Here is a 13,514-nt window from a genome sequence, read left to right as displayed (position 1 = left end):
CGCTTACCGGCGGGGCGGGGCACACGGTAAGCTCGGGGGATCATGCAGCGGGTACTTCTTCTCGGCCGCCGCGACGGGTTCTGATACGGACCGGCTCCCGTCGCGGGGTTCCAACGCGCCGGTCGACCCGCTCCCACCAGGGAATCCACCACACCCCACGGAGAAACTTGCATGTCCTCGGCTGACGCATTCGTATCCGCTTCGCGCACCATTACGGCCCCCGGTAAACCCGCTCCGGCCGACCAGCCCGCATGGAACCACCAGAAGAACTCGTCGATGCCGTCGTTCCGGTACCGGCCCTACGCCGAAGAGGTCGAGCCCATCTCGGTGCCCGACCGTACCTGGCCCGACAAGATCATCGACCGCGCGCCCGCCTGGTGTGCCGTCGACCTGCGCGACGGCAACCAGGCCCTCATCGACCCGATGAGCCCGGCCCGCAAGCGCCGCATGTTCGACCTGCTGGTCCGGATGGGTTACAAGGAGATCGAGGTCGGCTTCCCGGCCGCGAGCCAGACCGATTTCGACTTCGTCCGCGAGATCATCGAAGACGGCGCCATCCCCGCCGACGTCACCATCCAGGTGCTGACCCAGTGCCGCCCCGAGCTGATCGAGCGCACCTTCGAGGCGTGCAACGGCGCCCCGAACGTGATTGTGCACTTCTACAACTCCACCTCGATCCTGCAGCGTCGCGTGGTTTTCCGCGCCGAGCGCGACGCGGTGAAGAAGATCGCCACCGACGCCGCCGCGCTGTGCCTGGAGATCGAGAAGCGCTACCCCGACACCGCGTGGCGCTACGAGTACAGCCCGGAGTCCTACACCGGCACCGAGCTGGATTACGCCCGTGAGGTCTGCGACGCGGTCTCCGAGATCATCGCGCCGACCCCCGAGAAGCCGCTGATCATCAACCTGCCCGCGACCGTCGAGATGGCCACGCCGAACGTCTACGCCGACTCGATCGAGTGGATGCACCGCAACCTGGCCCGCCGCGATTCCATCGTGCTGTCGCTGCACCCGCACAACGACCGCGGCACCGCCGTGGCCGCCGCGGAGCTGGGCTACCAGGCAGGCGCCGACCGCATCGAGGGCTGCCTGTTCGGCAACGGCGAGCGCACCGGCAACGTCTGCCTGGTGACCCTGGGCATGAACATGTTCTCCCGCGGCATCGACCCGCAGATCAACTTCTCCGACATCGACGAGATCCGCCGCACGGTCGAGTACTGCAACCAGCTGGCCGTGGCCGAGCGTCACCCCTACGGCGGCGACCTGGTCTACACCGCGTTCTCCGGCAGCCACCAGGACGCCATCAACAAGGGCCTGGACGCGATGAAGGCCGCCGCCGACGCGCAGGACGCCGACGTGGCCGACATCGTCTGGGAGGTCCCGTACCTGCCGATCGACCCGAAGGACGTCGGCCGCACCTACGAGGCCGTCATCCGGGTGAACTCGCAGTCCGGCAAGGGCGGCGTCGCCTACATCATGAAGACCGATCACGGCCTGGTGCTGCCGCGCAGGCTGCAGATCGAGTTCTCGCAGGCGATCCAGGCGATCACCGACGGTGAGGGCGGCGAGGTGACGCCCAAGGAGATGTGGGACGTCTTCGCCACCGAGTACCTGAACCCGATCCTGCCGCTCGAGCGGATCAAGCAGACGGTGACCGCGGCCGAGACCGACGGCGGCGTCGACTCGATCGTGGCGACCGTGAAGGTCGACGGCGTCGAGCAGGAGATCAGCGGTTCCGGCAACGGCCCGCTGGCCGCCTTCGTCGACGCGATCGCGACCGTCGGCTTCGACGTGCGGGTGCTCGACTACAGCGAGCACGCCATGTCCGCCGGTGACGACGCCCAGGCCGCCGCCTACGTCGAGGTCGCGATCGGCGACAAGGTCGTGTGGGGTGTCGGTATCGCCACCTCGATCACCACCGCTTCGCTGCGCGCGGTCGTCTCCGCGGTCAACCGCGCCACGGCTCGCTAGTTTCTCGCTACGAAGGCCGGGCCTCCACAGGAGTGGGGGCCCGGCCTTATCGGCCTGTGGACAACTCGAGACCTGTGGACAACCCTGGGCCGACCGGTCGGCTTCGCTGCGAATCCCCTGGTTGAGCTGGGCTCATTGCCGTTCATCGCCGTCCGCGGGTCCGCCGCCCCCGGCGCGCGAAAATTAGCCCCGTGCTAGCGTTTTAGTGCACATTCAGCGCCGAGCTTCCTGCTCGTTCAGCGAGCAAGTGGGGGAACTGTGACCAACAACGACCATAATCCGACCTCTCCGCCCTGGCTGCAGAGTCCGTCGGCAGATACGGCCGACGCTGCGTCCGGTCCCGCCGGCGTGCAAACGGTGGCCGACGACGACATCGAACCCGCCGAGAAGGCCCCCGAGCAGGCAAGCGAGGCCGCCGAGCCGCAGCCCGCAGAGGCGGGCGCCGAGCCGAATGTCGGGCTCGCCGAGCAGACCGTCTTCCACCCCGGTGGTTTCGCCCCGGGTCCCTTTGCCCAGAGCGGGTTTCCGGGGGCGCCCGAGCCGTATCAGAGCGGTGGCGCGCATCCCCTGGTGCACGCGCCGGAGCAGCCCTGGCCGGGCCAGCCGGGTCCCGGCGCTCCCGAGCAGCAGCCCTGGCCGGGTCAGCCCGCACCCGAGCAGCCCTACCCCGGACCGCACGCGACCGGCGAGCAGCCCTATCCGGGCGCGCCTGGGCCGTACCCCGGCGCCCCTGAGCAGCCGCAGTTCCCCGGTCAGGAGCAGCCCGCGCAGCCGCAGGGCCCGCAGTCCGAGCCGATCTACAGCTGGGCTCCCCCGCCGCCGCCGATGTACCAGCCGCCGATGCAGGGCGGGATGGCTCCCGGCCAGATGCCGGGCCAGCCCCAGCCGGGCCAGCCGGGTCCGCTGGTGCCCCCGCCCGGCCAGCAGTGGCAGGGCGGGCCGCCCCAGCAGCATCAGCCGTTCCAGCCGCAGCACGTGCCGGCGCCGGGTCAGCCCGGTCATTCGGTCAACGACCTGAACCTGCTCAAGCGCGCCCGCAAGGCGCCGCGCAGCGGGTGGCGGCGAGCCGTGCACAAGGCCTCCGGTGGTGTGATCAACCCCGGTGAGTCGGCGGCCGACATCGTCCACCGCGATCTGGGCGAGCGGGTCAACCAGCCGGTCCGTGGCGACTACCGGATCGCGATCCTCTCGCTCAAGGGCGGCGTCGGCAAGACCACCACCACGGTCGGTCTCGGTTCCACCTTCGCCTCGCAGCGTGGTGACCGCGTCATCGCCATCGACGCCAACCCCGACCTGGGCACCCTCGCCCACCGGGTGCCGCGCCAGACCCGTTCGACGGTGCGCAACCTGCTCGAGGACCAGAACATCACCAGGTACTCGGACGTGCGCGCGCACACCTCGCAGGCCCCGAGCCGACTGGAAGTGCTTGCCTCCGAGCAGGATCCGGCCGTGTCGGAAGCCTTCAGCGAGGCCGATTACCGCAAGGCGATCGGCATCCTGCAGTCGTTCTACAACATCATCCTCACCGACTGCGGTACCGGTCTGATGCACTCGGCGATGTCCGGTGTCCTCGACATGGCGAGCTCGCTGGTGCTGGTCACCTCCCCCGCGATCGACGGCGCGCGCAGCGCATCGGCGACGCTGGACTGGCTCGACCACCACGGCTACAGCAAGCTCGTCGAGCGCACGGTCGTCGTCGTGAACGCCTCGCGGCGTGGCGCGTCGACGGTCGACCTCGACCAGCTGCGCAAGCTGTTCCTCGACCGCACCCGTGCCGTGCAGATCGTGCCGTTCGACGATCACCTGGCCGAGGGCGCCGAGATCGACCTCGAGCTGGTCAGCAAGCCGACGCGGCGCGCGCTTCTCGAGCTGGCCGCCATGGTCGCCGACGACTTCGGCTACCACGGTCAGCAGCAGGGACAGCAGTTCCCGCCGCAGGGGCAGCCGTACCAGGGGCAGCCGCAGTACCAGCCGGGACAATTCTGACCTGGCCGAATCGACCAGGCCGCGCAGGCGTGCCGGCCTGAGTGCCGAGCGGCTGCGCGGGTACGTCAGCTCGCGCTGACCTCGCGCGCCGCGGCCTCGAAGGCATCGAGCACCGCGGCGATAGCGGGGCGCCGGTGCGCCTGCGGCCGGGTGACGAGGTCGTACACCCGCGCCGCCCGCACACCCGATAGCCGCAGCACCGACAGCGCGGGATGGGCCACGGCGAAGCGCGGCATCAGCGCGACGCCGTATCCCGAGGCCACGAGCGTTTCGATCACCCGGAACTCGTTGAGCCGCTGCGCGATCCGCGGGCGCACGCCGGTGATTGTCGCGATGGATTCGAGCACGTCGTCGACGGGGAAACCGCCGCGCACGCTCACCCACGTCTCCTCGGCCAGCTCCTCCGGCCGCACCGAACTCCGGCCCGCCAGCGGGTGGGTCGGCGCGACGACGACGTCGATCGGTTCCCGCATCAGCACCCGCGCCGCGAGCCGCGGCCCGGCCTGCGACGGCGCGCGTTCGTCGCGATGGGTGAGCACGATGTCGTAGTCGGCCAGCAGTTTCGCCGCTTCCGACGGTGGCAGATCCTCGTCACCCGCGACGATCTCGACACCGCTGCCCGCGAGCGCGGTCAGCACGGGCGGCAGCAGCAGCGCGGCGCCGGACGGGAACGACGCCACCCTGACCTGCCCGCGCGGCGAGCCGCGATAGTGCGCCATCTCGGCGGTAGCCCGCTCCATCGCCGCGAGGACGTCGTCGGCGCGCAGGACCAGCGCCTGCCCGGCGTCGGTGAGCCGCACCCGCCGCCCGTCCGGTTCGAGCAGCGCGACCCCCGCTTCCCTGGCCAGCACCTTCAACTGCTGCGAGACCGCGGACGGCGTCATCGACAGCGCCTCGGCGACGGCGGCGACCGTGCCGCGGTCGGCCAGTTCCCGCAGAATCCGCAGCCTGTCGATCGAAAACATGAAGTAAATCTACTTCATTAATCCACCTTTATTCGATTGTCCTGATGCTTCGCGAACCGCACGATGAGGGCGTGACCTCCCGTGACCGCCTGCTCGGACTGACCGTCGTCGTGCTCTGGGGCCTGAACTTCCTGGCCATCCGGATCGGCCTCGACCACTTCCCGCCCTTCTTCTTCGCCGCGCTGCGATTCGCCGTCATCGCGGTGCCGGTGCTGGTGTTCATCCCGCGTCCCGCCGTGCGCACCCGCTGGCTGCTGCTCTACGGCACCGGATTCGGCATCCTGCAGTTCGCCTTCCTGTTCACCGCGATGCGCGCGGGCATGCCGACCGGGCTCGCCTCGCTGGTGCTGCAGTCCTCGGCACCGTTCACAGTGGTGCTCGGCGCGGTCCTGCTGCGCGAGCGGCTGCGTCCGGTGCAGGTGGCCGGGCTGGCGGTCGCCGTGCTCGGCATGGTCGTCATCGGCGCCGATCGGCTAGCCCATGCCACAGTGCTGCCGGTGCTGCTGACCCTGGCTGGCGGACTCGGCTGGGCGTTCGGCAATATCGGCGCGCGTCAGGCGGGCGCGGATTCGCCCGGATTCGATCCACTGCACCTGACGCTGTGGATGTCGGTGGTCCCCGTCCTGCCGCTGCTGGCACTGTCGATGGCTGTCGAGGGGCCTGGCACCGGCTTCCGCGCGCTCGGCGCGGCAGTGACCAATGCCGACGGCCTGCCCGCGCTGGCCGCGCTCGCCTATATCGCCATCCTCGCGACGGTGTGTGGATCCGGCCTGTGGACATACCTGATGAGCCGCTATCCGGCGGGCACGGTGGCGCCGTTGTCGCTGCTCGTGCCGGTTGTCGGCATCGCGGCGGCCTGGGTGGTGTTCGACGAGGAGCCGTCGGTGGCCGCGCTGATCGGCGGCGTGATCGTCATCGCGGGCGCGTTCGCCGCGACGACCGCCCGGCGGACGCCGCAGCCCGCCCCCGAGCGGAGCCTCGTCCAGGTCTAACGTCCAATTCGACGCACAATCGCCGAGGCGGTGGCTAGCATGTGACCGATCGCGCGATGCGTTTTCCGCGCGACCGGTCGGTTTCGAGCTCGGGCGAACGACGCACAGGTCACAACAGCCAGGTCTTCGCCGCGCTCTAGAGTGATAGCAAATCGCAGGCAATACTCGAACAAGGCAGCTGAACAGCATATGGCGCAACAGCGGTGGCCCGTGTCGCGAAGAACGTTTCTCCACGGCGCGGTCGCAGCAGGGGTGGTATCGGCGGGGGCCGTGGCGGGAGCCGGTGTTGCGCTCGGCGCACCCCCCGGCCGCCGGGTCGCCGTCCTCGGTGGCGGTGTCGCCGGGCTGACCGCCGCCCATGAGCTGGCCGAACGCGGTTTCGAGGTCACCGTCTACGAGGCGAGGGCCTTCGGCGGCAAGGCCCGCAGCATCGCGGTGCCCGGCACCGGCCGCGACGGCAGGCCCGATCTGCCCGGTGAGCACGGCTTCCGCTTCTTCCCCGGCTTCTATCAGAACCTGCCCGACACCATGCGCCGGATTCCGGTCGCCGGCAATCGCGACGGCGTGTGGAACAACCTGATCACCGTGCCGGAGGCCAGGTTCTCCCGCCGCGACGCCGACGACATCCTGCTGACCCTGCCCGACGGCTTCACCGCACCGACGACGAATCCCGACGCCATCAGGGAGACACTGGCCGCCACCATCTCGACGCTGTCGAAGATGCCGCCACCGGAGGCCGCGTACTTCGCCAACCGGCTGCTGGTGTTCAACAGCAGTTGCGACGCCCGCCGCTTCGGCCAGTGGGAGCACACCTCGTGGCAGGACTTCGTGCGCGGGCATGAACGCTCGCACGAGTTCCGCGCGATCGTCTCGCGCTCGCTCACCAGCATCATGGTCGCGGCCAAGGAGAATCTGGCCAGCACCCGCACCATCGGCAGCATGGGCGAGCAGTTCCTCGGCAACCCGCTCGGCCTCGGCAACGACGGCGGCCTGGACCGGGTGCTGAACAACGCGACCAATATCGCCTGGATCGACCCGTGGGTCGACCATCTGCGCGGGCTCGGCGTCCGCTTCGAACTCGGCTCCCGGGTCGAGGGGCTCGAGGTGCGCGACAAGCGCATCGGCGCGGCGCGGATCACCGATGCCGCCGGCGCCCGCACCGTCGAGGCCGACTATTTCGTCGCCGCGATGCCGGTCGAACAGGTCAGGAAACTCTGGTCGCCCCAGGTGCTGGAGCTGGCGCCGGAACTGGCGGCGACCGATCGCCTGTTCGTCGACTGGATGAACGGCATCCAGATCTATTTCCGCACGCCGCTGCGTATTTCGCGCGGGCACGCGGCATTCGTCGATTCACCGTGGTCGCTCACCTCGATCAGCCAGAACCAGCTGTGGACGCGCAAGCTGCCGTCGTTCGGCGACGGCACGGTGGCCGATTGCCTGTCCGTCGACATCTCCGACTGGAATTCCCCCGGCATGCTGTACGGCAAGCCCGCCGTGGAATGCACGCACGAGGAGATCTTCCGGGAGGTCTGGGCCCAGCTCAGCGCCCATCTGAACGACCGCGAACAACTGCTGCGTCCCGCCGACGTCCATTCCTGGTTTCTCGATCCGGGGATCACCTGGCAGGGCAGCCGGAACGCGAATGCCGATCCGTTGCTCATCAACACCGCGGGCTCGTGGGATGCGCGGCCCGAAGCCCACGGCTCGATCGAGAACCTGTTTCTCGCAGGCGATTACGTACGCACCGATATCGACCTGGCGACGATGGAGGGCGCGAACGAGTCCGCCCGCGCCGCGGTCAACGCACTGCTCGACGTCGCGGGGTCATCGGCCCAGCGCTGCCGCACTTTCCGGCTGCGCCGCACCCCCGAACTCGAGCCGCTGCGGGTGATCGACGCCGACCGCTATGCCAGGGGAATTCCCAATATGTTCGACGTTCAGATGTGACCTGTCAGCACGACCAGAACGCGCGTTGCTTCTGCGCCGGGTAAGGCCGACAATAGCCACCGTCGGTGGCGAATCACGGTGTTAGCGGGGGGATTTCTGGTGAGTCTGCGTGGATGGCGTGCGCTCGGGTCGATTGCCCTGGCGGTGGCTGCGCTGGCCGGCTGTGGTCCGGTCGGCCCGCCTGGTATCACCTTCGGCGAGGCGGTTCCCGCCGCGACGGCCATCACCGCGACGCTGCCCGCGACCGACGCCAATTGGCCCGACGCCTGCGCGGTGCTCACCGATGCCGAGATCACCGCGATCCTGCCGCAGGCCACGAATCTCACCCGGACGCCGCAAACCGTGCAGATCGTCGGCGACACCGTGCGCAATATCGCGCAGGGCGGCTGTCTGTTCACCTTCGATCTGCCCGACCTCCCCGACTCGTCGGACAACGCCAAGATCACCGTGACGTTCTCCTCGGTCGGCGAGGAAGCCGCGGTCGCCGCCCACTACGCCGACATGAAGCGCTTCACCGGCGACCCGGTCGCGCCGGAGTGGGGCGCCACCGAATGCACCTACGGCAAGATCATCGAATCCACGGTCGCCTGTTACCGGGGCAACTTCGCCTTCTCGGTCAGCGGCGACTCCACGGTCGGCGGCCTGGACAACCCCGCGCGCTTCCAGATCTGGCGCGACGAGGTCAGCGCCGAAGTGGTGCGCACCCTCGTCGCGCGGATGGGCTGACGCAGGTTCCGCTCGTCGCAAGCGGTGCGGCTCACGTCTCCGGCGCGGATGGGCTGACACGGGTTCCGCTCGTCCCAAGCGGTGCGGCTCACGTCTCCGGCGCGGATGGGCTGACACGGGTTCCGCTCGTCCCAAGCGGTGCGGCTCACGTCTCCGGCCCGGATGGGCTGACGGAGCTCACACCGCTCCCGCACGCGGTGCGCGGCGTCGCGCACATAGACTCGCGGCGTGGCAGACATCTCGGTGCGTGGGCGCCTGGCTTTGCGAGCGGCGGCGGCAGCGTCGTGGGCTTCGCAGAAGGCGGGCCGCGGCAAGGGTTCGATGATCGGCGGCCTGATCGCCTTGAAGATCGATCCGACGATCATGACGCAGCTCGGGCGCGGCAGGCGGACGGTGCTGATCACCGGCACCAACGGCAAGTCGACCACCACGAGGATGACCACCGCGGCGCTAGGCACGCTCGGCCAGGTCGCCACCCAAGCCGACGGCGCCAATATGGACGCGGGCATCGTCGCGGCGCTGAGCGTGCACCAGGGTGTGCCGCTGGCCGCGATCGAGGTCGACGAACTGCATCTGCCGCACGTCAGCGACGCGCTCGACCCGGCGGCCGTGGTGCTGCTGAACCTGAGCCGCGATCAGCTCGACCGGGTCGGCGAGATCAACATGATCGAGCGCAAGCTGCGCGCCGGGCTGGCCCGTCATCCCGACACCGTCGTCATCGCCAACTGCGACGACGTGCTGGTGGCCTCCATCGCCTACGACCATCCCCAGGTCGTGTGGGTAGCGGCGGGCAGCGGCTGGGCCGTCGACGCGACGAGCTGTCCGCGCAGTGGCGAGCCGATCGTCTGGGAGGGCGAGAACTGGCGCTCGACCGGCGCCGATTTCCATCGCCCGCAACCGGATTGGTGGCTCGAGGGCGACGACCTGTGCGGCCCCGACGGTTTCCGCGCTCCCCTGCATCTGGCGCTGCCCGGCCGGGCGAACCGCGGCAATGCGGCCCAAGCCGTCGCGGCCGCGGTCGCGATGGGCGCCGAGGCGACCAAGGCGACCGACGCCACCGGCACCGTCCGCGAGATCGCGGGCCGGTACCGCACCGTCACCGTCGGCGAGCACGACGCGCGGTTGCTGCTGGCCAAGAATCCCGCGGGCTGGCAGGAAGCGCTGTCGATGATCGAGCCGACCTCGGCCGGTCTGGTGATTGCGGTCAACGGGCAGGTGCCCGACGGCGAGGACCTGTCCTGGCTGTGGGACGTGCGATTCGAGCACTTCGAAGGCGTGCAGGTCGTGGCGTCCGGCGAGCGTGCCACCGACCTCGCCGTGCGCCTGACCTACGCGGGCGTCGAGCACACCCTCGTGCCCGACCCGCTGCGCGCCATCGCCTCCTGTCCCGCCGGGCACGTCGAGGTGCTGGCCAACTACACCGCGTTCCGCGATCTCAACCGTGACCTGGAGGCACGCGCATGAGCGAGTCGACCATCCGCATCGGCCTCGTCCTGCCCGACGTGATGGGCACCTACGGCGACGGCGGCAACGCCCTCGTCCTGCGCCAGCGGCTGCGCATGCGCGGCTACGACGCCGAGATCGTCGAGATCACCCTCGCCGACCCCGTGCCGGACTCGTTCGACATCTACACCCTCGGCGGCGCCGAGGACTCCGCCCAGCGCCTGGCCACCCGGCACCTGCAGAAGTACCCCGGCCTGCAGCAGGCCGCCGCCAAGGGCGCCCCCGTCCTCGCGATCTGCGCCGCCATCCAGGTGCTCGGCAACTGGTACGAGACCTCGGCGGGCGAAAAGGTCGACGGCGTCAGCCTCTTCGATGTCACCACCTCCCCCCAGGCCACCCGCGCGATCGGCGAAGTCACCACCACCCCCGTCCTCGACGGCCTCTCCGCCCCGCTGACCGGCTTCGAGAACCACCGCGGCGGCACCCGCCTCGGCCCCGACGCCGCCCCCCTCGCCAAGGTCACCCGCGGCGTCGGCAACGGTGTGGGCGACGGCACCGAAGGCGTGGTCCAAGGCTCGGTCATCGGCACCTACCTCCACGGTCCCGCCCTGGCCCGCAACCCCGAACTCGCCGACCTCCTCATCGCCCGAGCCCTCGGCATCTCCCCCACCGACCTCGCCCCCCTCGACCTCCCCGAGGTAGACCGCCTCCGCCGCGAACGCCTCCGCGCTTAGCGGATCGTCAGCACGGTAGCGAAACCACGTCGTACCGAAGGCAGTACGGGTCCCGGGTGACGAGCGTCAGCTCCTCACACCGGGCCTGCGCCACCAGAATCCGATCGAACGGATCGCGGTGGATCAGCGGAAGCCGGGCCGCTTCGATCGTGTGCCTGGCATCGATCGGTAGCGGCAGGAACCCGCTCCCGACCACCCGTTCAGGCAGGTCGGCCGGACCGGCCAGCTTTCCCGACGCTTGCTTCATCGCGATCTCCCACACCGAGGCCGAGCTGACGTAGACGTCGGGATCGTGGTCGAGCCGTCCGCGAAGGTCCGCGTCCAGGGTGGGATCGTCGGTGAGCCACCACAGGATGACGTGGGTGTCCAGCAGCAGGCTCATGCGTCGAAGTCGCGGGCGATTTCGGCATTGGTCTCGGGCGAGTCCCAGCCCGGCGACAACTCGAGCCGACCGCGTAGTGAGCCACGGCCGGTCCGATTGACCCGGCGAGTCAACGGCACCACCTTGGCGACCGGAGTTCCGGCACGACTGATCACGATTTCCTCCCCCTGCTCCACCCGCTCGATGATGCGTGACAGGTTCGTCTTCGCGTCGTGAATGTTGAATTGCTCCGCCGCGTTCCCTACCATGACGCCTCCTTAGCTAAGAGGTTAGTCCGGTGTCGCACACCTGTCCACGCGCCCGAGGACTCACTCGGCCGCGGCGACCGCCACCCGTGACCGTTTGCGGGTGATGAGGTAGCCGAAGGCGGCGGCGAGGGGGAACATGAGGATGCCGTAGATGGCTGCGGGGACAGCCATTTCGGTGCTGTCCAGGACGCTGACCGCGATGGTGATGGCGATCGTGCTGTTATGGATGCCGACCTCCATCGAGCAGGCGATGGCCTGGCGGTCGGGGACGCCGAGCAGGCGCGGGAGGAAGTAGCCGATAGTCAGGCTGATCAGGCAGAACAGCACGGTGATCCCGCTGACCTGGGCGAGCGAATCGGGCGGGTCGCCGGCTTCGGCAGCAAGGGTGCCGACGATCACCAGCATCAGGGTCACCGCCGAACCGATGCGCACCGGGCGGTCCATCCGGTCGGCGAACGCGACCGACGCCCGGCGCACCAGCATGCCGACGGCGACCGGGACCAGCACGATCGCGAACACCTGGACCACCTTGCCGAACTGCAGTCCGACCGATTCACCGCTCTCGGCTGGGTCGAAGTAGCCGATCGCGAAGTTGGTGACCAGCGGGACGGTGACGACGGCGATGACCGAGTTGACCGCGGTCAGCGACACATTGAGCGCCACATCGCCACGGAACAGGTGGCTGAACAGATTCGCGGTCGTGCCGCCCGGCGAGGACGCGAGCAGCATCATGCCGACCGCGAGGATCGCGGGCAGGTCGAACAGCAGCACGAGCCCGAAGGCCACGATCGGCAGCGCGATCACCTGGCAGAGCAGGGCGATCGCGACGATGCGCGGGCTCTTCGCGATCCGGGTGAAGTCGGCGACGGTGAGCGAGAGTCCCAAGCCGAACATGATCACGGCCAAGGCCAGTGGCAATCCGACGGAAACCAGGGGTGAGTTCATAGCCATCCTCATCGAGCATCCCGGGCAACACCGGGTTTGAGACTCGTTCGTCTCAAACAGTGAGGGTAAACAGCTGTGACCTAGAACGCAGTGGAATCGCGGTATTAAGCGACCACTGATTCCTCGGGTGTCGCGTTGCTGCGTTCACAGAGCTCGTGGACGAAGCGCATCTTCTCCAGAACATGATCGGGCAGGACGAACGGATAGAGATCGTCGTGTCCCATCGAGCGGTTGACCATGTTCAGCGACCAGGCCAGGGGCAACCACAGTTCGATGATCTTGTCGAAGCCGGCGCGCCCGACCTGGGGCCGATCCAGGGTGGCGCCGGCGGGGGCGATGCCGAAGGCGGCGGCGGTGTCGAGGGTGTCGCGGATGTGCAGGTAGTGGGCGAAGGTCTCGGCCCAGTCCTCGGCGGCGTGCATGGTGGCGTAGGACGAGACGTAGTCGTCCTCCCAGCCGGGCGGCGCGCCCTGCGAATAGTGCCGGTTCAGCGCCTCCTGGTAGTCGGCGAACGGATCGCCGAACAGATCCCGGAACCGTTGCAGCGCTTCGTCTCCGGCGACCAGCACGGTGAAGTAGTAGTGGCCGATCTCGTGCCGGAAGTGGCCGAGCAGGGTCCGGTAGGGCTCGTCCATCTCGATCCGCAACTGCTCGCGGTGCGGGTCGCTCGCCTCGGCCAGGTCCAGGGTCACGACGCCGTCGATATGGCCGGTGAGCACGCCGTCGGTGCGGCTGGAGAGCAGATCGAAGGCGAGGCCGTGCGCGGGATCGGCGTCCCGGCCGACGATCGGCAGGCCGAGTTCGACCAGCTCGAAGATCAACCGCCGCTTGGCCGCCTCGGCCTCGGCGAACGCGGCGAGGCCGTCGGCGTCGGCGTCGTTGGGCCGGGTGCGGGTGAGCGCGCACGACTCGCACAGCATCGGCCCCGCGGTGTCGTCGGACCGCGACACCAGCCAATTGCACTGCGCCACATGCAGGTTGTCGCACAACCGAAACCGGTCACCGCAGACGACGCCGCGCGCGTGATCGATCGCCGCGTCGCCCGGCGGATCGCCGATGACCACCAGCGCCCGCTCCCGCAGGCTGAATCCGAGCGGACTCGAACATGCCAGGCACACCGAGTTCTCGAAAGCCAGCTGCTGTCCGCAATTCGGGCAGACGAAATCACGCAAGGG

Annotated in this window: 12 protein-coding genes; 7 read left to right on the top strand and 5 right to left on the bottom strand. The window is 69.2% G+C overall.

Going from position 1 to position 13,514, the window contains the following annotated elements; genetic code table 11:
- The first annotated feature begins 171 nt into the window (after window positions 1–171).
- Both leuA and IEY60_RS23985 read left to right on the top strand, forming a co-directional pair.
- A complete protein-coding gene (gene leuA / locus IEY60_RS23990; protein ID WP_189032382.1) occupies window positions 172–1,971 on the top strand; it encodes a 2-isopropylmalate synthase in 1,800 nt (599 codons plus the stop codon).
- 348 nt (window positions 1,972–2,319) lie between these two features.
- Window positions 2,320–3,957 carry a MinD/ParA family ATP-binding protein gene (locus IEY60_RS23985; protein ID WP_189032561.1) on the top strand — a complete coding sequence of 546 codons (1,638 nt, stop codon included), beginning with the start codon at window positions 2,320–2,322 and terminating at the stop codon, window positions 3,955–3,957.
- A 65-nt stretch (window positions 3,958–4,022) separates the two neighbouring features.
- Here IEY60_RS23985 and IEY60_RS23980 read toward each other — a convergent pair whose 3' ends face one another.
- Window positions 4,023–4,922 carry a LysR family transcriptional regulator gene (locus IEY60_RS23980; protein WP_189032380.1) on the bottom strand — a complete coding sequence of 300 codons (900 nt, stop codon included), beginning with the start codon at window positions 4,920–4,922 and terminating at the stop codon, window positions 4,023–4,025.
- Between the two features lie 71 nt (window positions 4,923–4,993).
- Here IEY60_RS23980 and IEY60_RS23975 point away from each other — a divergent pair, with 71 nt between their 5' ends.
- The 5 genes from IEY60_RS23975 (at window position 4,994) to IEY60_RS23955 (ending at window position 10,764) form a co-directional block, all read left to right on the top strand.
- Window positions 4,994–5,914 carry an EamA family transporter gene (locus tag IEY60_RS23975; protein WP_189032377.1) on the top strand — a complete coding sequence of 307 codons (921 nt, stop codon included), beginning with the start codon at window positions 4,994–4,996 and terminating at the stop codon, window positions 5,912–5,914.
- Between the two features lie 189 nt (window positions 5,915–6,103).
- Window positions 6,104–7,861, top strand: a complete 1,758-nt coding sequence (locus tag IEY60_RS23970) for a hydroxysqualene dehydroxylase (RefSeq protein ID WP_229740065.1) — start codon at window positions 6,104–6,106, stop codon at window positions 7,859–7,861.
- Between the two features lie 99 nt (window positions 7,862–7,960).
- Window positions 7,961–8,587 (top strand): hypothetical protein, encoded by a 627-nt coding sequence (locus tag IEY60_RS23965; RefSeq protein ID WP_189032374.1) that lies wholly within the window; start codon window positions 7,961–7,963, stop codon window positions 8,585–8,587.
- A 228-nt stretch (window positions 8,588–8,815) separates the two neighbouring features.
- Window positions 8,816–10,051, top strand: a complete 1,236-nt coding sequence (locus tag IEY60_RS23960) for a MurT ligase domain-containing protein (RefSeq protein WP_189032372.1) — start codon at window positions 8,816–8,818, stop codon at window positions 10,049–10,051.
- A complete protein-coding gene (locus tag IEY60_RS23955) occupies window positions 10,048–10,764 on the top strand; it encodes a type 1 glutamine amidotransferase (protein WP_189032370.1) in 717 nt (238 codons plus the stop codon). Before IEY60_RS23960 ends, IEY60_RS23955 begins: the two co-directional genes overlap by 4 nt.
- Before the next feature lie 7 nt (window positions 10,765–10,771).
- Here IEY60_RS23955 and IEY60_RS23950 read toward each other — a convergent pair whose 3' ends face one another.
- The 4 genes from IEY60_RS23950 to IEY60_RS23935 form a co-directional block, all read right to left on the bottom strand.
- Window positions 10,772–11,146, bottom strand: coding sequence for a type II toxin-antitoxin system VapC family toxin (locus IEY60_RS23950; protein ID WP_189032366.1), 375 nt, complete (start codon window positions 11,144–11,146; stop codon window positions 10,772–10,774).
- Entirely contained in the window at window positions 11,143–11,394 is a 252-nt protein-coding gene (locus IEY60_RS23945; RefSeq protein WP_189032364.1) for a type II toxin-antitoxin system Phd/YefM family antitoxin, read from the bottom strand. The genes IEY60_RS23950 and IEY60_RS23945 overlap by 4 nt, the downstream gene beginning before the upstream one ends.
- 60 nt (window positions 11,395–11,454) lie before the next feature.
- Entirely contained in the window at window positions 11,455–12,339 is an 885-nt protein-coding gene (locus IEY60_RS23940; RefSeq protein ID WP_189032362.1) for a bile acid:sodium symporter family protein, read from the bottom strand.
- A 104-nt stretch (window positions 12,340–12,443) separates the two neighbouring features.
- A complete protein-coding gene (locus tag IEY60_RS23935; protein ID WP_189032358.1) occupies window positions 12,444–13,511 on the bottom strand; it encodes a zinc-binding metallopeptidase family protein in 1,068 nt (355 codons plus the stop codon).
- Between the last annotated feature and the right edge of the window lie 3 nt (window positions 13,512–13,514).

The organism is Nocardia rhizosphaerihabitans (genome assembly GCF_014646295.1).
GTDB classification, from domain to species: domain Bacteria; phylum Actinomycetota; class Actinomycetes; order Mycobacteriales; family Mycobacteriaceae; genus Nocardia; species Nocardia rhizosphaerihabitans.
Note: the sequence above shows the minus strand (reverse complement) of the source record. Positions and strands in the feature narration are given on the sequence as shown.